Origin of the sequence: Pseudanabaena yagii GIHE-NHR1 (genome assembly GCF_012863495.1) — a bacterium.
In the GTDB taxonomy this organism is placed as follows: domain Bacteria; phylum Cyanobacteriota; class Cyanobacteriia; order Pseudanabaenales; family Pseudanabaenaceae; genus Pseudanabaena; species Pseudanabaena yagii.
This window is the reverse complement of the sequence record NZ_JAAVJL010000001.1, coordinates 1,579,108-1,601,346: the sequence shown is the minus strand read 5'-3', so window position 1 is coordinate 1,601,346 and position 22,239 is coordinate 1,579,108. Positions and strand designations below refer to the sequence as shown.

The window sequence follows — 22,239 nt, the reverse complement described above, 5'->3', positions numbered from 1 at the left end:
GGAAAAATCATTAATCAGACAAACGTTGTTTCAAGCTCTCGGCAATTTTCACACCTAAATATTCAGGAATTAAATTTTCGTTAGGTCCAAGTAAATACAAAATTAACCTTGTGCGTCCACGCCAAACCAGTAAATTAGCATTTACCACTAACAAATCTTCCTGCCAAATCGCATTCATCACCTTATAAAACAAACCTGGTTGGCTATCTGCCTCAACCAACAATGCAGGTAAATGAAACACGCGATCGACGTAAAAATTAGTTTCTACTTTTTTGAGTCCACTATCAAGGTTAAACTCCAGCGCTAGCATCTCCTCCACTTCAAAGCGCCCCAACAAAGTCTCCTTAATCGCCTTCCGCACATTTTCCGCCGTCTTCGGAGGCAAAGCCTTTCCCCCACGCGAGATCACCAGCTTGATAAATACCAGCATCGGCGTATGGATCTGTCCGTACAAGCTCAGATTATGAATAGTTAAGCCATAGGCAGCTAAAACCCCAAAAATATCATTTAACAGAAATGACTGATTACGGTAGGCAAAATACAAGACACTCTTGCTGCTCTCAGACTTCAGTTCAATTACCGCTTCCTTAGTTTGATAAAGCTGATAAGCCAAACGCAAATTTTGTAGTTGAATGTCACTACTAACAAATTGCTCATAAAACTGCGGAAAACTAGTATTAAAACGTTTTAGTAATTCGATCGTTGAGGTTTTAAGACCAAATGTCATGGACAACCTCCTGAATATTCGCGGTTAGATTTCCACATCCAAAATGTCTCGATCAACAATATCAAATACTTATAGCCTCGAAATAGTACGATCGGTTTTAACATTGCAGGTCTTAGGAGTGAAAAAATAAGGGCTAATATCTCTGTCTTACTAAAAGCTTAAGCAAAATATCGCAATGATGCTCTAATTTTACCAACATAAGGTCAGAGCTAAAGCTAAGAGAAACTTTGATTAAAACTATTTTGGGCATTTATTTTAGTATTTGCGATCGCCTGCTTTCAACAAAACCATATACAATGCAGATACAATAAATAGGTGCTTAAAGTATCTGTAATAGCTCTGTCACTCACAGAGCGATCGCTGCTGTATACAACCAATGGGGCAAATGGGGTTCTGGAAAAACTTATTTGGTTCTGACACCCTCGAACCTACAAAAAAAACAAGACTTCGCCAAGTGCCAAACCAAAGCGGACAGATTTTCTTTAGCACTGAAAAGGATATTGATCTCTACGAATTAGAAGAATTATGTGACTCTGTTGGTTGGGCAAGGCGACCAATTCGTAAGGTTCGGATTGCTTTACAGCATAGTTTTGTAGTCCTTTCCATGTGGGAGCATCGCGGCGGCTTTAAGCGTTTGATTGGTTTTGCCCGTGCTACATCTGACTATGCCTTTAACGCGACATTATGGGACGTAGTAGTTCACCCCGATTTTCAAGGTAGGGGTTTAGGCAAAGCCCTCATGGAAGAAATGATCCGTGAGTTACGAAAATCTGACATTAGCAATATCAGTCTCTTCGCCGATGCCCATGTGGTCGAGTTTTACAATCAGCTAGGTTTCAACGCTGATCCCGAAGGCATCAAAGGTATGTTTTGGTATCCATAAAACAAGATGTAGAGCGAAGCTCTACATCTTGTTTCAGATTGCATAATTCTGTGTTAGTCTAGAAAAGCTTAATTTTTGATTTTTATAGCTAAGACTATGCCTAAAGCTGGAATTCACCCGACTTGGTATCCTGAAGCAAAGGTAATTTGCAACGGCGAAGTGGTAGCCACTATTGGTTCTACCCATCCTGAAATTAATGTTGACGTATGGTCGGGCAACCACCCCTTCTATACAGGCACACAAAAGATCATTGACACCGAAGGTCGTGTAGAGCGCTTCTTGCGTAAATACGGCATGTTTGATGAAAACGCTAAAGACGCATAGTTATAGCCACATTAGAATTGATTTTAGAATTGATTCAGTATTTTGTTGGCTTACTAATTTTTCACGTTCTTTTGTGGTATTTCCAAACCCATGCCTGCTGCTTATCTAATTAAGAAACTTGAATCTGTTGAACAGACTTTCAATGAACTGACTCGTCGGATGGGTGATCCTGACGTGGCGACCGATCACGGCGAGTTTCAGCGCATTGCGAAGGTGCGTGCGTCCTTGGAGGAAACCGTTTTAACATACGATACTTTTCGCAAGGCAGAACAAGATTATAAGGAAGCTCAAGAAATCCTCAAAGAGTCCAATGATCCTGAACTAAAGGAGATGGCGGCTCTAGAGGTCGAAGATTTATCCAACAAGCTAGAGGAATTAGAGCAAAAGTTACAGATCCTGCTGCTGCCCCAAGATCCTAATGATGACAAGAACATCATGTTGGAAATTCGTGCGGGTACGGGTGGTGATGAAGCTGGTATTTGGGCTGGAGATTTAGTACGTCTCTACACACGCTATGCCGAGCGTCAGGGTTGGCGAGTGAAGATGGTCAGTGAGACCCTTGCCGAAATGGGCGGATTCAAGGAAGCGATCATTGAAGTGCAGGGCGATCGCGTTTATAGCAAACTCAAGTTTGAGTCGGGCGTGCATCGCGTACAACGGGTTCCTGCGACAGAATCACAGGGACGTGTACATACATCGACAGCGACGGTGGCGATTATGCCTGAGGTCGATGAAGTGGAAATTCACATCGATCCGAAAGATATTGAAATGTCTACGGCGCGATCGGGCGGAGCTGGTGGTCAGAACGTTAACAAGGTGGAGACGGCTGCCGACCTATTTCACAAACCGACGGGGATTAGAATTTTCTGTACGGAAGAGCGATCGCAGCTCCAAAACAAAGAGCGAGCCATGCAGATCTTACGGGCTAAGCTCTATGAAATGAAGTTGCGGGAACAGCAAGCCGAAATTACGTCAATGCGGAGATCGCAAGTTGGGACTGGTTCTCGCTCCGAAAAAATTCGGACTTATAACTACAAAGATAGCCGTTTAACTGAGCATCGTTTAGGTCAGAACTTTACTTTGCAGCCGATTTTAGAAGGGGATCTCGAAGAAGTAATTCAAAGCTGTATTTCTAAGGATCAACAGGAGCGCTTGCAGGAATTGGCGATCGCTACAGGCGACGATCTAGTTTCCTAAAAGATGTAATGGTAATTCATGAATTACCATTACATCTTTTTTAGATATTAACTGTGCTGGCGACTGCTATAAAATATAACCATGCAAGTTCGTCAGAGTGTCACCTATAGCAGCATCGATTCTAAATCTCTGCACGATTGGATTGTTAAAGCGATCGCTAAAGCGCAGATCACGGGATCACCGATCTTATTTAGTTACTCCCAGAGTTGGGAGTGCATTAATCCTCTATTGTTGTTGGCAAGTAAGTCTGATCCCCAACAACCAAAATTTTATTGGGAACAACCGAATGCCGATTTGGTATTAGCGGCGGCGGGTTCGGTTGCCGAAGTCTCAGTCCCTAATCATGATTTGAGCGATCGCTTTGATTGTGCCAAAAAGTTTATTAGGACACATCTAGAGGATGCGATCATCGCGAAGCATCCAGAACTTGATCTACAGCGCTCCGAACTTTCTATACATATTTTCGGTGCTTTTTCTTTTTATCGAAATGGTAGCAACCCTAACGAGTGGGTTGATTTAGCTGTACCTAGTGACTATCAATCTCAATATCAACAGGACTATCAGCCAGCGATCGAATTTCCGACTTTACTATTTTTCATTCCCCGTTGGATGATCAGGTATACGCAACAAGCTTGCACCTTGACTCTCAATGACTATATTCAGCCTTGGGATCATGCTGATGAGGTCATGGATCGCATTCTAAATTTGCGATCGCATTTGTCCGAAAGCTCCCATTATGAATCACCCACAGTCCATGAAGTAAATAAAATCATTGAGGTACAGGGACAACAAATCTGGACAGAGATCGTCGAGCGTGCCTTAACTTTGATTCATCAAGGGCATTTTGAAAAGGTGGTCTTGGCTAGAGCTTTAGATGTGTTAGCCGATCGCGATTTTGATCCATTTCAGGTACTGCATGTATTACGGTGCGAATATCCTGAATGTATTTCCTTTTTACTTGACTATGGCGTAGGTAAAACCTTTTTGGGTGCGACTCCTGAAGTAGTGTTGCAATTTAAAGCCCAAAGCGATCGCCTTTGGTTACGCAGTGATGCCCTTGCGGGGTCGATCGAGCGTGGTAAGTCGGTACAGGAAGATCAAATGCTGGGTGAGCTATTACTTAATAGTGAAAAGGATATGCGCGAACATCAAATTGTAATTCGCTCGATCTGCGATCGCTTGCAAAGTATGGGCGCTTCAGTCGATCCACAGGTAAATACCAGCCTGTTAAAACTGTCGAATGTGCAGCATTTACATACACCAATTACTGCTCAAATTGATGATCCTGATTGGTTGATTGCCTTAGATATTTTGCAGCAGTTACATCCAACTGCCGCAGTCGGTGGTGAGCCAAGGGATCGCGCCGTCTGTTTTATGCAGCAATGGGAAGCCTGCGATCGCGGTTGGTATGCTGCGCCCATTGGTTGGCTAAATGGCAATGGCGAAGGAACTTTTGGTGTGGGTATTAGAGCGGGATATATTCAAGGCGATCGGGCAAGAATTTTTGCAGGTGCAGGGATTGTGGCAAATTCACAGGTAGAAAATGAGCAAAGCGAAACTACGATTAAATTTGCTGCATTGTTAAAGGCTTTAGGCGCAATTTAATCTCTTAGGGTAAATTCCCCGAAGCTCTGTGGCGAAAGATAGAAATTGCAATGCTAAACAATGTGTGAAGCAAAACATTCTCTATATTACGTACGCTTGTGGCGGGTTAGTTAATTTAATTTTCTGAACTTATGAGAACCATAGAATCAATTCTTGTTGATATTGATCGACTCAAATTAGAGCTAAATACTTTACGTCAATCCTTAGACAATGCCACGGTCACGATTAAAGAAGCATTAGAAGTCGAATTTCTGTATGAAAGTAATCGCATTGAAGGTAATACTTTAACCTTGAGAGAAACGCAGTGAGTTATCAATCAATGACGGAATAACGACTATTAGCGAGAGTATGCGTAAGCATTTAGAAGCAGTTAATCATGAAGAAGTTAATCATAAACAAACCATTTTATTCTTAGCATGGTATTTTTTGTATCTTTACTTGATTGTAAAAACTTTAAACAACGGTTAGATTATAAAGTGGCAAAGAACGAAGAATCAAAGATGCAAGGCTCCAGTCGCTCTCTTGTTGCAAATATTGTGATTGTTATCGTTAGCGTGGGGTTGATTGCTTGGGCAATTCGTTTGGTACAATTAAAATTTACTTCTGTTGCAAGTTTAGATGCAGTGGTTAATGGTGTAGTCATTGATATCAAAACACCACAAGAAGGCATTATCACATCTTTGAATGCAGATACAGGTAGCATTATTGAAAAAGATAGTGTTTTGTTGTCTATTAAAAATGATCAAGTTAGCAATCTTCAAGTCAAGCAAACTAGCAGCCGTCTTAGTAGTCAACAATCCCAACTTGCCAGTGCTGAAGGACAACTTAATCAATTACTGAGTTTGATGGAGTTATTGCAAGCCGATAACCAAAATCAAAAGCGTCTGGAGGTGACTGAGTACAGTGATCGCATTGAGCAATTTGAGTCAGATCTTAGAGGTGCGATCGCCCGTTCTCAACTTGCCCAAGTTAATTATGATCGTGCAGTGTTCCTTCAAAAAGAAGGAGCATATTCTCAAGCAGTGCTTGACCTAGCCAAAGCTGAGCTTCAGGCTCGTAAAGCGGAAGTTGAGAGTCTTGAAGCTCGTAGGCAAAGTATACTTACTAATCGAGAAGCTGCTTCCATAGGATTAACTCTTGATCGGACTCGGAGTAACTATGATCCACGGGTTCGATTAGAAGAAGTTCAGTTACAAATTGACAATCAACAACGCACGATCTCCGCCTTGCGCCAAAGTATTGCTGATGCCAAAGGTGAACTTATTGAAGCTAAAGCTGATGTTGAACGTCATCGCAACGTGATCGTCAAAGCCCCTGTATCTGGGGTAATTTGGAAACTGGATGCTCGTAAGGGACAACTGGTTCGTCAAGAGCAGTCTGTAGGACAGATGCTCGATTGCTCTAGACGTTGGGTAGATGTATATGTCGAAGAACAGTCGCTTGAGGCAATTCAGATAGGAATGCCTGCCAAAATAGAGTTATATGGTTCGAGAAATCTTGTTTTAAAAGGTACAGTCAGTCTCATTCGCTCTGGTTTAGGACGCTTTAACGCTGGGGAAGATGTTGCCATTACAATTCCCCAAAATTTGCCACGTACAACACAGATAAGAGTTGACCTTGAGAGAAATTCTGATTTAGGCGCTCCCAACGTATTTTGCTATGTTGGCTATACGGGTAAAGTGACGCTAAACAAGTAACATCAAAGCAAAAAAAGTAGCGTCAAAGCACAAAATAATAGCTAAGCCATTTTGTGCTTCAAAACCTTTACTGGTTTTAGTTTTGCATTAAGTTACTAGACTGAATTAAGCAGGCTTAATTAAATAAAAAGCCCTAAAAGTTATAGCGCACGCTGCACGATCACTACAATTTTTAGGATTCTATATTATGCTGAGGTACTTATATAACTTTTGAGTAACCTTTCCAATACTAAAGTTGCTGTATATAGAAATCTTTATAACTTTTGTATAACTTTAAGCAATTGCCAGACTAATTGATGTCAAAGATAATGAAAATACTTAGGATTAGAAATCTATAAGTTTAAACCTAAATCTTTGAAGATAATTTCAATATAACAATTTATCGTTTTTGATACCTCTATATGTTGAAGACGGTACCAGAAATGAGCGTTTCAGATAAATTTTAAAGTAATTCAAGACGGGGCTGGCTATAGATCATCTGCGATAAATTGTAACTTCAATCTATTATATAATCACTTTAGATACATGAAAGTAGCATTACAACCATCAAAGTTAAAGTCGAAAAAGATTGGCTTTCCCTCATCAATATTGCATTTAGGAACTAAACAAAAGTCAATCACTCAACAATTTATTTCCCCTTGGGTTTGGGGCTTTTTTATTGTTAGTATTACGATTTTTATAGCTTGTGCATTTGTAGCGTTAAATCGCCCAACTTTATTACCATTTCAAATAGTTAATCCCCTAGTATTTCGACCCTTACCTGAGTTTTTGAGTTTGCCAATATCCTTTGACGATATCCTGATACCTGCGATCGCGATCGCAGCTTTTTGTTTGGCTTTAATTCATATACCTGCAAATAACTTCACTCGACTCATTGCTCACACAGTGATCAGTATCTTAGCCATTCGCTATTTAGTATGGCGAGCTACAGTTACACTAAATACGGCACACTGGTTGAGTGTGATTATAAGCGTTATTTTACTGATGAATGAACTGGTCTGGATCGGTACTTATTTGTTGTATCTTTTCCAGACAACTTGGACAACGGAATCTAGACGCAAGAGAGAAGCCGATCACTATGAAGCAGCAGTAATCGCAGGTGAATATTTACCTTCAGTCGATGTATTTATTCCCACCTATAAGGAGCCAGATTTTATCGTTCGACGTACAGCAATTGGCTGTCAGGCGATGAATTATCCGAACAAGACTATCTATATTCTGGATGACACGCGCCGCCCTCATATTCAGAAAATGGCGGAAGAACTTGGCTGTAAATACATTACTCGTCCTAATAATAATCATGCTAAAGCTGGGAATCTCAACAATGCCTTACCCCAGACTGATGGTGAACTAATTACAATTATGGATGCGGATTTTGTCCCTTTTACTAACTTTTTGATGCGAACTGTTGGTTTCTTCCAAAATCCTAAATACGATCTAGTCCAGACCCCTCAATTTTTCTATAATCCTGACTACCATGCTCGAAATCTGGGGCTATCTGACAAGATGCCCAATGATATGGAACATTTTTTTGGTCATGTTCAGCCTGGACGAGATAACGGTAACTGCGTGATCTGTTGTGGCACATCCTATGTAGTGCGTCGAAGTAGTCTTGAGGCGATCGGCGGTTATTACACTGGTTGCTGCGTGGAAGACTATCAAACGTCCATAAAGTTACTTACCAATGGTGGGTGCATCGCCTATCTGAATGAACTATTGAGTATGGGTGAATCTACGCGGATGTTTGCTGATTTTCTCGATCAACGGTTGCGTTGGTTACAGGGAAATATGCAGGTTTATTTTCGTAAAGATTTACATATATGGACTAAATTAAACTGGATTCAAAAAAGCTTTCATGTTTCTTTGATTTTCTTTTGCTTTAATCCTGTTGTTCGCTTCATTTCGCTGGCTATGCCTCTGTTGAGCTTGTTTTTTGGTACATCACCTTTAATTGCATCCGTGTCTGAATATATATATTACGCAGCACCATTTGCGATCGCCTTCTTATTTGTATTTGGCTGGTCAACAGGCGATCGCCTGTCCGCGATCTGGAATGAAGTGTATGAAACTGCATTTTGTTTTCCTGCAATGGGTCGTTTAGCTTTAATTTTAAGAAATCCCTTTGCAAAAGCATCGACGGCTACACGTAAAGGTGTGAAAGCAGATCGCAAAAATTATAATTTCTGTCATACATATCCTTTGTTAATCATGATGTCCCTAACTCTGATTGGAGTCGTCATGCATTATGGAGGATATTTGCTTGGTATTTGGGAAATCAATCAACATGAGTATATGGGTAAAGAGTTTCTGCTCTTTTGGTTGATCTACAACTTTATTGTGATGGCGGTAGCCTTACTTTCGGCGATTGATCAACCCGTACGTCGTGATGTGGATAGGTTCCCATTATGTACTTTTTGTAAGTTAACTGTTAAAGATCGAGTGTACTGGGGCTATACCAATGACCTATCTGAAGGTGGAGCCAGTCTAACCCTGAATAAAAATAATGAGCTTGTCAATCTTCAAGGTACTCAAGAAGGTTTATTAGAGTTTGTGGAGCATGGTTTTACGGTTAAATGTACGGTAATTCGTTCGGCGAGTCGAGATAGATTCGCGAATGCATCCCTAAAATTTCAGGATGTTAGCCTTGAGCAACATCGTAAATTGATTGTTTTACTATATTGTTCACTAGAATGGTGGAAAGAGAGGAAGAAGCCCAACGGTTTAGATGCCAGCTTAGAAGTTCTAGCAGCAATTTTTAAGAGTAAGCCGCTATTGAACGTTCATACTAATTAATATCAAAGCTAACAATGGCAATGCCATTGTTAGCTTTGAAAGATGACTTGCCGCGCTATGCGTAGCAAGTCATCACACTAAATCCCCTTGGTAATATGCCATGACATTCTTGAGTAAGTCTCGTTGGTTTGTATGGATATTAGCGATCTCTGTCTGCATTGGGCTATTTCAGTCGTCAGTTTTGCAGATGTTTGCTGTACCTCAATCTCAGTTAATTGAACCGACAATTAGTCAACTTGAGGCAAGGATTCGCCAAATTCGCATGGGAGACTTACAGATCAAGGTGATTGATGACAAGCAAAATCCCATTGTCAATGCCGAGGTTTTAGTCGAGCAGCTTGCTCACGCTTTTCAGTTTGGGGTTTCTTTGCGTACAGAGATGTTTCGTGATGATGCAGATCCAGCTTCTCAAAGGCAATATTTAAAAATAGCCCAAGAACTTGCCAATAGCAGTGTTCATGAAGATGCCCTCAAATGGTATTCCACAGAGTCAAATCGAGGACAAGTAACCTATGCTGAGTCCGATCGCATTTTGGACTGGAGCGATCGCCATTATCCCTTACCAATGCGTGGACATAATCTGTTTTGGGAGGTCGAACAGTGGCAGCAATCATGGCTCAAGCAACTCAGTAACGATGATTTACATCAAGCCGTACTTAAGCGAGCAAACGATGTTTGTACTCGCTATCGAGGTCGCATCACTGAATACGATGTTCTCAATGAAATGCTGCATGGCAACTTTTTTCGAGGTCGGCTAGGTGATCGCATCGTTGATGAGATGTTTGCCAAATGTGCCAAAGCTGATCCACAAGCTCGTCTTTACCTCAATGAATATGACATCCTCAACGGCAAATTAGTTGATGCCTATAGCAAACAAGTTCGCACCCTTTTAGATCGCGGTGTCAAGGTTGGCGGTATAGGCATACAAGCCCATATTCGTGAAAATATTTCGATCGCCAAAATGCAATCAAGTATTGATCAGATGGCTAAGTTAGGTTTACCAATCAAAATCACAGAAGTTAGCGTGCTTGCTGATACTGAGTCTCGCAAAGCTCAAGTTCTCACCGATCTATATCGGGTTGCCTTTGCTCATCCCGATGTCAAAGGCATTACCCTATGGGGATTTTGGGAAGGTGCCGCATGGGAGCCAAAAACGGCTCTATACGATCGCCAATTTAAGCCACTACCCGCAGCCCAAGCCTATCGAAAACTAGTTCTAGAACAATGGAGAACAAATATACGGGGCATCACTAGTTATTCGGGTAATCAAGTAGGTATGTATTCAACAAAAGCCTTCTTTGGGACTTATCGAGTAACTGTTAAAAGTGGAGATCGCCAGATTCAAAAGACAATTACTTTTAATGATCGTGACCAAGCACCTTATGTTATTCAAGTCTCAGCTTTATAGCGATCATGTATAGAGTTGCGGCGCTTCGATCCGCCACTCTATACATGGGTTGACTTGTGCCAATATGTCAAAGTTTCTCTGATAAGTCTGCCTTACAGTCTAGTTGCGATAAATAGGACATCATCACTTTCTTATTAACCACATTATCTTCTGCTAACAGAATTCTTAAATCACTTAAATTCTCTATGCCAGTTTTTCTGTACTCTATTGAGACAATTGAACTATTATATTGGGAACTTTTATTAGACAAAGACAATTCTATCTTAACGTGAGTCCGAAGAATTTTGATAGATACAATCGTTATCTGACAAGCATTGTAAGGAATTCTATTAAATAAAAGTGTTCGCGGCAATTGAGAATGAAGTCAATAAAACTAGATAGACACCTTATTGACTTCATTCTCAATAAAGCTAGGTTTTGCTGTATTCTTAGATCCCAAGAATTTTGTTTTATAAGGATTCTGAAGTCTAAAAATCGTCGAACTCACTTTATCTTAAGAACCGAAAATATTGTCGCTAATAATCTCTCTTCTTTTAAAGGCTTGGCAATTATTTTGCGTGACCACCAGAATAATTTTTGAAAGCACCGCAAAACTGTGCTTTCAAAAATTATTCTGTACCAATCTAAGACCTAACAGGCTATATTGATTTCAATGGTGAAGAAAAAACTTGCAAACTGAGCAAAGTCTGCTAACCTTTGTCTTGTAAAAATACCTCGGTATTGTGGGTGAGGTTGTCCGTGAGTGAATTGAAACGCGAAGCAGCACTACGAGAAGTTTTGGTTAAGGCAGAAACCGTTAACGATGATGATGAGCTTGATATGCTCTTAGAAAGTGAGATGCTAGGCGAAAAAGAGATCGCCGAAATTACCAATATGCTGGGAAACCTAAATAGCCTTGAATCTTTCTCTGATGATTGGCTATCAGATAATCTTGAGAAGAATCCCAGTCAAACCACAGAAATTGCTGAATTGGTCGCCGATCGCGATCGATTGCAAAAAGAATTAGAAGATTTGCGATCGCAACATCAATTTGAATGTGAATATGTCGATCAGCTAGAACAAGAAATCACTAGCGTCACCAATGATCGTGATCGCCAAGTCGCCGAACTCACCAAGCAATTAGAGCAACTACAAAAACAAGTTACTGAACTAAGCACCAATCCACCTGTTGATGACAAAATCTTAAGCGATCGCTTAGGAATTCATGTTTTACAAATCGAGGAAGAATTTAAACATCGTTTAGAACTTGCCCTAGAAATAGAATCTCAAAAAATTACCCAGCAATATCTGCAAGAACTTAACGAAAAAACTGAGTTAATTAATCAATTGCAATGCCAAAATACTGCCCTTGATATTTCCCAACAAACTCTCACAGAAGAGTTGGAGTCAACGCAATTGCTATTGAAAGAATCCACAAAAACTCTAGAAATTGCTCAAACCAAATTATCAGAAGTCACATCACAACGCGATCAATTTGAAGAAGAACTAATTAAACATCTCTCCAATCAAGCTCAACTACATCAATCCCTGCGCGGTCTAGAGAATGAATATGTTAGCGATCTCACAAGGGTGCAAGAACTAGAGCAACAAATCGAGGAATTGCAAAATCAAGTCCTCCAACAAGCTTCTAAAGCATCTGAATATGAAGCGGCAATTCAACATTGGAAAGAACAATCAGTACGCCATCAACATCATGCACTTCAACTCAGTGGCGCATTAGATCGCCTGCTAGCCGAACGTCCCGTCAAACATTTAACACCTACTTCTGCTCAAGGAAATGATGGGCAGCCCGAACATATCTATGCACAGGAGCCTATAACCGAATCAAGACCAGTGAGATCGCCTTTTCCCACATCCAAGGTAGACTTACCATCTTTTCTAGTCAGACCTCGCTAATGCAAAGTATGAATGCTGCAAAGCACCCCTCATACTTTGCGTTAGGGACTTAACAAAAAAAGGTACCACCGAGTTTGTATGGCTTCGACTTCGCTCAGCCAACGTTGGCTGAGCGAAGTCAAAGCCGTAGGTACTTTAATTAATCGCAAGTCCCTTAGCGATACAATAACATTGCAGAGTCTGGAAACATTGCCATGAAATTTGTGACTGCTTTTTTGGTGCTTTGGCTCTTATTTGGCATTCTCGAATGGTTATTTCCCCTCAGAAAAGAGCAAAAGCACTTTCGCCAAGGTTGGCTAACAGACGTTGCTCATTTTTTCTTTAATCACATTCTTGTAAATGTAGGGACATATCTAGTAGTTATATTCCTATACATCTTTTTTAAAGGCTTGATCTCCCCTACATTACAAATATCAGTCAGAAGTCAACCTGCATTACTGCAATTTGCTGAAGCTTTTTTTATATACCTTAACAGGGAATAGACTTAACATTATCAAAAGACTGAAAGCGCAAAGTCAATAAAGAATCCAAAGCTGCTTTATGAGTAGTGCGGGAATTCTCAAGGCAAGAAGCAATAGCAAACTTGAAAGAATCAAAATCAGGGTAATAGACGGAGTAGAGACACTGTTTCTTCACAAATTTCCAAAGACGCTCAATCAAGTTTAAGTTTGGAGAGTAAGTAGTCAAATAAAGAAGCTCGATATTTAATGACTGAGCCAACTCAAAAACTAAAACACACTTTTGATAACGAGCATTATCCAAGACAAGAGTAATGGGTATAGTCAAACCCAAAGCCGCAAGTTTGTGGAGTAAGTCACAAACACTTTGAGCATTGATGTAAGAATCATTAGTCACAGTAATCAACTCATGAGTAACAGCATTAAGTGCACCGAGGACATTAAAACGCTGCCTTCCCGACCCAGATTTAAGAAACAAGCGTTCAAAACACCACAAAAAGCCTAAATAGGCTCCAAGGACAAAGTGAGCAGCATCAACAAAGAAAACGGCTCTTTGTCCAGATTTAGCTTCCTCTAAGCGCGGTTCTAGTTTTTTTTAAGAAATTCCTCTTGTGCTGCTGGGTCAGCCTTTGCAGGTATTAGCCCCACTCGACGACAACTCATTCCCATCGATTTCAGGAAATGACGCACCTGTTCTCGACTACGGACAATCCCTGTCAACTCAGTAATTTTTGCTGCTGCATGAGCCAGCGTTTTAGGTGGATGTTCTCGAAAATATATCTCTAAACTTTCTTGATGCTGTTTTAGTTCACTCTGGGGGCGATTAAAGGTCAGTTCTTTCAGTTTGCTTATCCCACCTTCTTTATAATCTCGTAAATAGTTCAACAGTGTCGGTTCACTGATTCTTAGCAGTTGTGTAATTTCCTTGTGCGCGTATTTCTGGCTTTTTAGGTATAGTGCTTCCATTTTTCTCTGCACTCGTGGATGCGGATGATGGAATCTTTCGTAATGCAGCGCATCTATTTCTTCCTTGGTAAATGTTATTCGGAGCATCTTGGAGAAAAGTTAACGTTTCTTCCATCTTTACTCTTATGAAAAATAAAGTCTACCCCCTGTCAAGGTATAGCCAGATTTCACCTCTATTCATATTTGTAAAAGTCCTCGCCATCAAGGGCAGTTAGGGCTGTTAGTTCTGGATCGTTGATGTAGTCATCAACGGCAAGTAAGGCGGCGATTTTTAGCTGTTGGTTGATTTGGGTGCGGGTAGGTTTTGTTTGAGTTAGTAGTCTTTGTAAAAGTATTTCTGCGATTTGGAAGCAGTCTTCTTGAGATAGTTTGGGAATGGTTTGGAGGATTTCTGTAGTTGTAATCATGGTGTTTTTCTCCTATTGTATCAAGGCTTGAAAATGGGGATAATTGCTAAATCAAAAGGTTCTCAAAGGGTTTATTGTTCCAACGATAGACAGAGAAATCACGGCGATCGACGGTCAATATGCGTCCACTGAACTGCTCTGCTAAAACGACTAAGGAGGCATCTGCCATATCCATTGGGAGATCTGCGTATTTTTCCATGAGAACGATCATGCGATCGATGTGATTTGGTTCAAGGTCGAATATTTGAAAGGCTCCTAAGACAAAGCTTTTAAGAAAGTTGGATTGAGCGGTGTGGCTGGCTGTTGCGGCTAGGAAGTAACAGGTTTCCGTGATGACAGGGAATGTCGTAATCATTGGTTCTTGGATTGTTTCAAAGGCTCTTTGGGCTGCTAAATGGGCAGAATCGCGGCGATTGAAAAGTGCGACAAAGGCTCCTGTATCAATGATGATCATGTTTTTTGAGAATGTAGGATTTGACTACGGATTTGTAGTTAGCTGAGAGATCGGGTTCTCCTTCAAAACATCCAACTAAGCCGAGTTCTGTAAATATTTGGAGAGGACTTTTTTGTGTGGGTGCTTTATTGACTTGTTGATGCTGTGGTCGGGAAATTTCTTGCAGGATTAGTTGTGCTAGTTGGTCTTGTCTCTCTTGGGGGAGTTGAGTAGCGGCGGTAAAGGCTTGTTCGAGTAGGGTAGTCATGGTGTTTTCTCCTATTGTATCAAGGCTTGAAAGCGTGGATCGTGGCGGACGTTGTCAAAATCTGAGTCGGTCTTTGCCAGTCTACGATACTCTTCGAGATTGAGTTGGATTGCTTTTTGGAGGTTCTCTAAGGCAAGTTCAATCTGGTTTTGAAGAGAATAAGCACAAGCTTTGTTGTAATAAGGATTTGGATCGTCAGGGTTGATTTCTATAGCTCTGTCATAGGCGGTGATTGCTTCTTCATATCTGCCTAAATTACTTAGCGCAATGCCTCGTTCAGCCCATGCATGTTGGAAGTCAGGATTGAATTCTAAAGCCTTGTCAAAAGCGTCGATCGCTTCTTCATATCTGCTTAAGTTAGCTAGTGCTACACCTCGATCAGCCCATACCAAGTGGTTTGCAGGGTTGATTTCTATAGCACGATCACAGGAAATAATTGCTTCTTCGTATCTGCTTAAGTTAGCTAGTGCTACACCTCGATCAGCCCATACTAAGTGGTTTGCAGGGTTTATTTCTATAGCACGATCACAGGAAATAATTGCTTCTTCGTATCTGCCTGAGTTAACTAGTGCTGCACCTCGATTAGTCCATACCAAGTGGTTTGCAGGGTTGATTTCTATAGCACGATCACAGGAAATAATTGCTTCTTCGTATCTGCCTAAGTTAACTAGTGCTGCACCTCGATTAGTCCATACCAAGTGGTTTGCAGGGTTGATTTCTATAGCACGATCACAGGAAATAATTGCTTCTTCGTATCTGCTTAAGTTAGCTAGTGCTACACCTCGATCAGCCCATACTAAGTAGTTTGCAGGGTTGATTTCTATAGCTCTGTCATAGGAAATGATTGCTTCTTCGTATCTGCTTAAGTTAAATAGTGCTGCACCTCGATTAGTCCATACCAAGTGGTTTTTAGGGTTGATTTCTATAGCACGATCACAGGAAATAATTGCTTCTTCGTATCTGCCTAAGTTAAATAGTGCTGCACCTCGATTAGTCCATACCAAGTGGTTTGCAGGGTTGATTTCTATAGCACGATCACAGGAAATAATTGCTTCTTCGTATCTGCTTAAGTTAGCTAGTGCTACACCTCGATCAGCCCATACTAAGTAGTTTTCAGGGTTGATTTCTATAGCTCTGTCATAAGAAATGATTGCTTCTTCGTATCTGCCTAAGTTAACTAGCGCAACGCCTCGGTTGTACCATGCTTCATGTTTGTCAGGTTTGATTTTGACGGCTTTCCCATAGGAAGTGATCGCTTCTTCGTATCTGCCTAAATTACCCATCGCAATGCCACGGTTATACCATGCTTCGTGTTTGTCGGGTTTGATTTCAACGGCTTTCCCATAGGAAGTGATCGCTTCTTCGTATCTGCCTAAATTACCCATCGCAATGCCACGGTTATACCATGCTTCGTGTTTGTCAGGTTTGATTTCGACTGCTTTCTCATAGGAAGCGATTGCTTCTTCGTGTCTTCCTAAATTACCTAGCGCATTTCCTTGGTTGTACCACGCTTCGTGGTATTCAGGTTTGATGGCTAGAGCATGATCGTAAAAGATGACTGCTTTTTCATGTTTTTCTAAATCAAATAGAACATTGCCCCCTCTGTACCATGCGTCGTGGTCGTCAGGATTGATATCAGTTATTTCTTTGTAAGGTAATATAGCTTCTTCTACTCTATTTTGATTACCTAAGATTGCAGCGCGGCTTTGTAAAGCACAATAGCATCTAGAATTTATATTAGTAGCTTGGTTATAAGCAAGAATTGCTTCTTCGTATCTTTCTAGAATTTTCAAGATTTCGCCTTTCTGGAACAAGTAGCTACAATTAAGATTGATTTTAATTGCTTCTTCCAAAGAAATTAGCGCATCTTCGTATTTTTCCAAATTTTTTAACGAATAGCTTCGGTAGTACCATGCTTCGTGATATTTCGGATTGATGGCTAGGGCTTGGTCATAGGAGCAGATTGCTTCCTCGTATTTCCCTAAGTTAAATAGCGCATTACCTTGACCATTCCATGCATAATCATAGTTAGGATTAATTTCTAAAGCCTTTTTATAAGATTCAAGAGCTTCTTCATTTCTACCTAGATCCCGAAGCGCATTACCTTGACCATTCCATGCATAATCATAGTTAGGATTAATTTCTAAAGCCTTTTTATAAGATTCAAGAGCTTCTTCATTTCTACCTAGATCCCGAAGCGCATTACCTTGACCATTCCATGCATAATCATAGTTAGGATTAATTTCTAAAGCCTTTTTATAAGATTCAAGAGCTTCTTCATTTCTACCTAGATCCCGAAGTGCATTACCTTGACCATTCCATGCGCTATCGTAGTTGGGATTAATTTCTAAAGCCTTTTTGTAAGATTCAAGAGCTTCTTCATTTCTACCTAGATTCTGAAGTGCATTGCCTTGGTTATTCCATGCACTATCGTAGTTGGGATTAATCTCTAAAGCCTTTTTGTAAGATTCAAGAGCTTCTTCATTTCTACCTAGATTCCAAAGTGCATTGCCTTTTTTATTCCAAGTTTCATAATCATCAAACTTTAGTTTTAGTTTCTCAATACAAGTTGCTATTTCCCAATATTTACTTGCCTCATTATATTTGCCTAAACTCAAAAATGAATTACCCAAGTTGTACCAAATTTGACGATTTTCAGAATCAAATTGCAAAGCCTTATCATAGGAAATGATCGCTTCTTCGTATCTATCTAAATTCCCTAATTCAATACCTCGGTTAAACCATGCTTTATTGTCATCAGGTCTGATTTGCAAGGCTTGATCATAGGCAGCTATTGCTTCTTCAGATCTACCTAAGTTACCTAGTGCAACGCCTCGATTGTTCCATGCTTTATGGAATTCAGGCTTGATTTCTAATGCTTGGTCATAAGAAATTATAGCTTCTCCATCTTGCTTATTCGCTAAAAGGATATTTCCTTTTTCTAGGAGAAGAGATGCTTGATAGTTTAAGGTTTGATTTGGCTCAATCAGTAACTCTTCAATTTCGATAATTCTCTCTATACGCTTTTTAACACTCCAGTTTAAATATGTTTCTTTGTCTCCTTCAAATACAATACGTTGTGATTCTTGTTCTAAAAGCTTGTTGCTAGTCGGAAAATCAATCTTCCCAGATCCCCAATCAAAAAAATCAGGTGCTCGGCGGATAATATATTTGATGGCAAAGCGTGGCAGTAAAAACACAAAACAGAGATGACGAAATTTATCTTTAAAGTTTTCGCGTTGCCAATTGAGATGGCTGAGGATTGGTGGCACAGTATCAAGATTGTAGTAATCTCCTTGTCCTCCATAGCCCGTGCGAATATATTCAACTATAGACTTCTCTAAACCTATTATAAATAAAATTTTGATGTTATCAATATTCGGGAAAGCCGTAACCAGATCGATCAGATTTGCAATAGGTTCCTTCAGTTCCAAAACATCGGCTTGTTTTTGTGACACATCTGCACGAACTCTCTCGATTAATTCCAGCCCACCCACAGGCGAGCAACGTACAAAAAACAAACCAAAGCCCGTTTTGCGTTGTAGTGATCGCACGAGAGACTGATACTCCTCATCGGGAGTACTCTCAACATCTTCATCCCATTCTGTCCATTGATATTGCATCGTTAATACCTCTAAGTGATGCTATCTAAGAAGTTGGTGCAGTTATTCGTTGCCAAGCTTCCTTAAATTCTTGGATACCATAAATCACAGGATGAATATCATACCAACGGCACATTTCACCCTCATCATCCACATAGCAATATTCCAAAATCGACCGATTGAGCAACAACACGCTGTGCTTATCATCATTGGGCTTACGCTTAGATTTCGCGACTTGCGCTAAAATCTCCCACTGAAGCGGCTCGATCGCATTACGATAAGTATCTCGCGTTTCCGATATAGCACGTTTGACAGCGAGGGATTTAATCGGTAGCCTTTCAGTCCTTTCGATCGCCTTTTGAATATATTGCATCAAATTCCGCGAATGCCCGCCACTCATCAAACACAATTGATCCAAAGTTTGTACATTCTCAAATAGTTGGGAATCCAAAGCATTTGCCAAAGCCTTGCTAATATTTCCATCAGTTTTAATCTGCGCGATCCGCTTCGCAATAATCTCCTTCATTTTTGCTAAACCCGCTTCATACACATTACCATCCTGATCCTTGACCATAATCATTGGTAATACTTGTGGCTTTTTATAGGTATCTTCCAATATCGTCGCCTTAGTAGAGTAAACCATCGAGATCGGAATCGTATAGATGACATGACAATCAAGGGATTTTAGCTGCTCAACGCGATCTATAAATATCTCATCATAGTTACTCCCTTGGGTTTCATCGCGCTTGATATAGGTAATCCGATCCAAGTTGTCAACAATCACCACAATGTCATCACAAGGTTCAGGAAGTTTTTTCTTTGCATCTCTGATAAATGTATTTAGCGCCTCTACCAAGCTAGGCGTATGAGCATCTAATTCATTTCGCAGCTTTTGACGGATTTTGGGGACAGCCCGTAAACTTGCTGTAATTTTTGCAAATTGAGGAATCCAGCCAAAACTGGGAACAGTCGCTTCAGCACTAAATTTGTCTACTTCCAATTCAGGAATGGCATCCTTAAATGCTACGAGCCTTCCACGCACCCACTCTAAAATAGTTTCAGGATTACCACAATCTTTTAATTCTTCGAGAATATGCCGCGTACAAGCCAACAAAACATCTGTATATTCAACATCTTCTGGCTCAATATCTTCCTTATCTGCTGCAAAATAAACCACAAAATAGCCCTTACTTCGCAAATCTTCTTGCAGACGCAATAATTCTGTCGATTTACCAACGCCTCGATGTCCTGTGTATAACTGACAAGTCTTTTTATCCTTGGCAAGATCTACCCTCCGCCCCAAATCTGTCAAAACATCGCCATCTCCTCGTACCGATCGCAAATCCACATAAGCAGGATCGCCAGCTTTCAAAGGCTGAAATGGGTCGAAAGCGTTATAAATTTGAGACAGCAGATCTTGAGCCATTGGTTTAGATTGCGGGAGGTTTTGACAGCATTATAAACCAACCGTTTAATTACTGGGCAGGTTAGCCATGCGATCGCCATTCAGTCAGATCAAACTATGCCAAAATAGTCTCAAACCAACGAGTTTAGGTATCACCACCACCAAAGAAAAATTAGCGTTCTTATGTTATTAATCCCTTAAGCGCATGGCTATAAAAGTTTTACATCTTTCTGATATCCATCTCGGCAGCACGACTCACGGCAAAGTCAATCCTCAAACAGGACTAAACACTCGCCTAGAGGACTTTGTAGCAGCACTGACCATCTGTATCGATCGCGCAATTAACGAACCCGCCGATATTGTTCTCTTTGGTGGCGATGCCTTCCCTGATGCCACACCGCCACCATTAGTCCAGCAAGCCTTCGCCAAACAATTTCGCCGCCTCGCCGATGCGGGAATTCCCACAGTGCTATTGGTAGGCAATCATGACCAACATTCACAAGGGATTGGCGGTGCGAGTTTAGCCATCTATCGCAGTCTCGCTGTGCCGAACTTCACCGTCGGCGACACGATCGCTACCCATCGCATTGCCACCAATGCAGGCGATATTCAAATTATTACGTTACCTTGGATTACGCGATCGACCTTGCTTACGAAGTCCGAAACCGAAGGATTCTCCATGAGTGAAGTTAGTCAATTTCTGATCGATCGCTTACAAGTAGTTCTCGAAGGCGAAATTCGTCAACTTGATTCCCAAGTGCCGACGATTTTATTAGCCCATGTAATGGTCGATACCGCAACCTACGGCGCAGAGAGATTTCTCGCCGCAGGCAAAGGATTCACAATCCCTCTATCTATGCTCACCCGTGAAGCCTTTGACTATGTAGCACTAGGGCATGTGCATCGCCATCAAATTCTTGCCACGCAACCGCTTGTGGTTTATCCGGGGAGCATTGAGCGTGTGGATTTTGGAGAAGAGAATGAATCCAAGGGCTATTGTTGGCTAGAAGTAGAAAAGGGGAATGTGAGGTTTGAATTTTGTCCTATTCCTACTCGCGCCTTTCGGACGATGGAAGTTGATGTGACTCAATCCGAAGATCCGCAGGGGAAATTACTCAAAGCGATTCAGAAAGGAAAAATCGACAATGCGATAGCCCGTTTAATCTACAAAATCAAAGCTGAGCAGTTAACCCTGATTGATGATCGCATCTTGCATGAAGCAATGGAAAGCGCTCATAACTATTCCCTAATCCCTGAAGTTGTCAGCCAAAATCCGCGCACTCGCCTACCTGATCTCAGTACCGCCGAGGCGCTCGATCCGATGACCGCGCTTAAAACCTATCTCAGTACTCGCGAAGACCTCAAAAATCTTGAACCTGAAATGCTCAATGCTGCCCAAGAATTACTCAGTGAAATTGGATTAGGAATGGATGGCATCGATCCTGCTCCTGAATCAACTCAATCTAGTCAATTGGTAATAAGTTTCGAGTAATTGCGTTTGCAAAGTTTCTAGGGACACTTGACGCAATGTAGCAGCACGATCGTAAATTTGTTCGATACTTATATCCTGTCGATCATCAGTTTCGAGGAGAAATCTACCATCGGGAACATTAGCGATTGCCTGAATCACAGGAGAGCGATCGCTTAAAATTGCTGTCCCAAAAGAGAAGTAAAAATCATGCTTGAGCAATTGCTGAAAGACTTCCATCTTTTTATGAAAGCCATGAATAATCCAAGGAACAGAAGATTTAGAGCTTTTCTTAAGCGCAATTAATTCAGCAAAGGCTCTTACACAATGAATTACCAATGGTTTGCGAATTGACTCTGCAAGTTCTAGATGTTTCTGGAAAATCACGGTTTGTACTTCTATTGGCAAATCAATATGACGATCTAAGCCACATTCCCCGATCGCTACTACTTTGTCTAAGCTAGCCAATGCTCCGAGATTTTGCCAAGCATCTTCCCACGATTCATCAACAAACCAAGGATGCAAACCGAGACTGCAAATAAGCGGTAAATCTGCCTCCTGCAATGCAGTCGTCACATGAAACGTTTGCAAATTAATGCGGTCTGGCGATTGGCGATCATAATGTGTATGGAAATCAATAAACATTTGAAACCCCAGATAGCGGTTTCCATTTTGACGCAGACAATTCGAGAGAGATGCCAA

General features: G+C 41.0%; 17 protein-coding genes and 1 pseudogene. 10 read left to right on the top strand and 8 right to left on the bottom strand.

The genetic code is table 11. The features are described from left to right. Positions 1–10 precede the first annotated feature (10 nt). On the bottom strand, positions 11–727 hold the full coding sequence (locus HC246_RS07445) for an ACT domain-containing protein (RefSeq protein WP_169362835.1): 717 nt from the start codon (positions 725–727) through the stop codon (positions 11–13). A gap of 385 nt (positions 728–1,112) precedes the next feature. Between HC246_RS07445 and HC246_RS07440 the strand changes: the two genes are divergently transcribed. The 9 genes from HC246_RS07440 (at position 1,113) to HC246_RS07400 (ending at position 12,530) form a co-directional block, all read left to right on the top strand. Further along, positions 1,113–1,610, top strand: a complete 498-nt coding sequence (locus tag HC246_RS07440) for a GNAT family N-acetyltransferase (RefSeq protein WP_126390489.1) — start codon at positions 1,113–1,115, stop codon at positions 1,608–1,610. A gap of 96 nt (positions 1,611–1,706) precedes the next feature. Beyond that, entirely contained in the window at positions 1,707–1,934 is a 228-nt protein-coding gene (gene rpmE / locus HC246_RS07435; protein WP_126389807.1) for a 50S ribosomal protein L31, read from the top strand. A 90-nt stretch (positions 1,935–2,024) separates the two neighbouring features. Further along, complete coding sequence (gene prfA, locus HC246_RS07430; RefSeq protein WP_169362834.1) at positions 2,025–3,131, top strand: peptide chain release factor 1; 1,107 nt, start codon at positions 2,025–2,027, stop codon at positions 3,129–3,131. An 81-nt stretch (positions 3,132–3,212) separates the two neighbouring features. Next, positions 3,213–4,736, top strand: coding sequence for an isochorismate synthase (locus tag HC246_RS07425; protein ID WP_169362833.1), 1,524 nt, complete (start codon positions 3,213–3,215; stop codon positions 4,734–4,736). Between the two features lie 131 nt (positions 4,737–4,867). Continuing rightward, positions 4,868–5,044 carry a hypothetical protein gene (locus tag HC246_RS07420; protein ID WP_169362832.1) on the top strand — a complete coding sequence of 59 codons (177 nt, stop codon included), beginning with the start codon at positions 4,868–4,870 and terminating at the stop codon, positions 5,042–5,044. A 168-nt stretch (positions 5,045–5,212) separates the two neighbouring features. Next, positions 5,213–6,433, top strand: a complete 1,221-nt coding sequence (locus HC246_RS07415; RefSeq protein ID WP_211167644.1) for an HlyD family secretion protein — start codon at positions 5,213–5,215, stop codon at positions 6,431–6,433. 525 nt (positions 6,434–6,958) lie between these two features. Further along, the gene (locus HC246_RS07410; protein ID WP_169362831.1) at positions 6,959–9,226 is read left to right on the top strand and encodes a glycosyltransferase; all 2,268 of its coding nucleotides are present in this window, start codon (positions 6,959–6,961) and stop codon (positions 9,224–9,226) included. Between the two features lie 109 nt (positions 9,227–9,335). Next, positions 9,336–10,634: an endo-1,4-beta-xylanase gene (locus HC246_RS07405; protein WP_169362830.1), complete on the top strand. Its 1,299-nt coding sequence runs from the start codon at positions 9,336–9,338 to the stop codon at positions 10,632–10,634. 738 nt (positions 10,635–11,372) lie between these two features. Further along, positions 11,373–12,530, top strand: a complete 1,158-nt coding sequence (locus HC246_RS07400; RefSeq protein ID WP_169362829.1) for a coiled-coil domain-containing protein — start codon at positions 11,373–11,375, stop codon at positions 12,528–12,530. 468 nt (positions 12,531–12,998) lie between these two features. Here the strand turns inward: HC246_RS07400 and HC246_RS07395 are convergent. The 6 genes and pseudogenes from HC246_RS07395 to HC246_RS07370 form a co-directional block, all read right to left on the bottom strand. After that, positions 12,999–14,041: pseudogene (locus HC246_RS07395) on the bottom strand (IS630 family transposase). Positions 14,042–14,127: 86 nt separating this feature from the next. Further along, on the bottom strand, positions 14,128–14,361 hold the full coding sequence (locus tag HC246_RS07390) for a hypothetical protein (RefSeq protein ID WP_169362828.1): 234 nt from the start codon (positions 14,359–14,361) through the stop codon (positions 14,128–14,130). A 46-nt stretch (positions 14,362–14,407) separates the two neighbouring features. Then, positions 14,408–14,815: a type II toxin-antitoxin system VapC family toxin gene (locus HC246_RS07385; RefSeq protein WP_169362827.1), complete on the bottom strand. Its 408-nt coding sequence runs from the start codon at positions 14,813–14,815 to the stop codon at positions 14,408–14,410. After that, the gene (locus HC246_RS07380; RefSeq protein ID WP_169362826.1) at positions 14,802–15,062 is read right to left on the bottom strand and encodes a hypothetical protein; all 261 of its coding nucleotides are present in this window, start codon (positions 15,060–15,062) and stop codon (positions 14,802–14,804) included. Before HC246_RS07380 ends, HC246_RS07385 begins: the two co-directional genes overlap by 14 nt. A gap of 11 nt (positions 15,063–15,073) precedes the next feature. Further along, on the bottom strand, positions 15,074–18,685 hold the full coding sequence (locus tag HC246_RS07375; RefSeq protein WP_169362825.1) for a tetratricopeptide repeat protein: 3,612 nt from the start codon (positions 18,683–18,685) through the stop codon (positions 15,074–15,076). A gap of 25 nt (positions 18,686–18,710) precedes the next feature. Beyond that, on the bottom strand, positions 18,711–20,090 hold the full coding sequence (locus HC246_RS07370) for an AAA family ATPase (RefSeq protein WP_169362824.1): 1,380 nt from the start codon (positions 20,088–20,090) through the stop codon (positions 18,711–18,713). A gap of 184 nt (positions 20,091–20,274) precedes the next feature. Between HC246_RS07370 and sbcD the strand changes: the two genes are divergently transcribed. Continuing rightward, on the top strand, positions 20,275–21,561 hold the full coding sequence (gene sbcD / locus HC246_RS07365; RefSeq protein WP_169362823.1) for an exonuclease subunit SbcD: 1,287 nt from the start codon (positions 20,275–20,277) through the stop codon (positions 21,559–21,561). Here the strand turns inward: sbcD and HC246_RS07360 are convergent. Then, on the bottom strand, positions 21,523–22,239 hold the full coding sequence (locus HC246_RS07360; RefSeq protein WP_169362822.1) for a TatD family hydrolase: 717 nt from the start codon (positions 22,237–22,239) through the stop codon (positions 21,523–21,525). The two genes, sbcD and HC246_RS07360, sit on opposite strands and share 39 nt — an antisense overlap.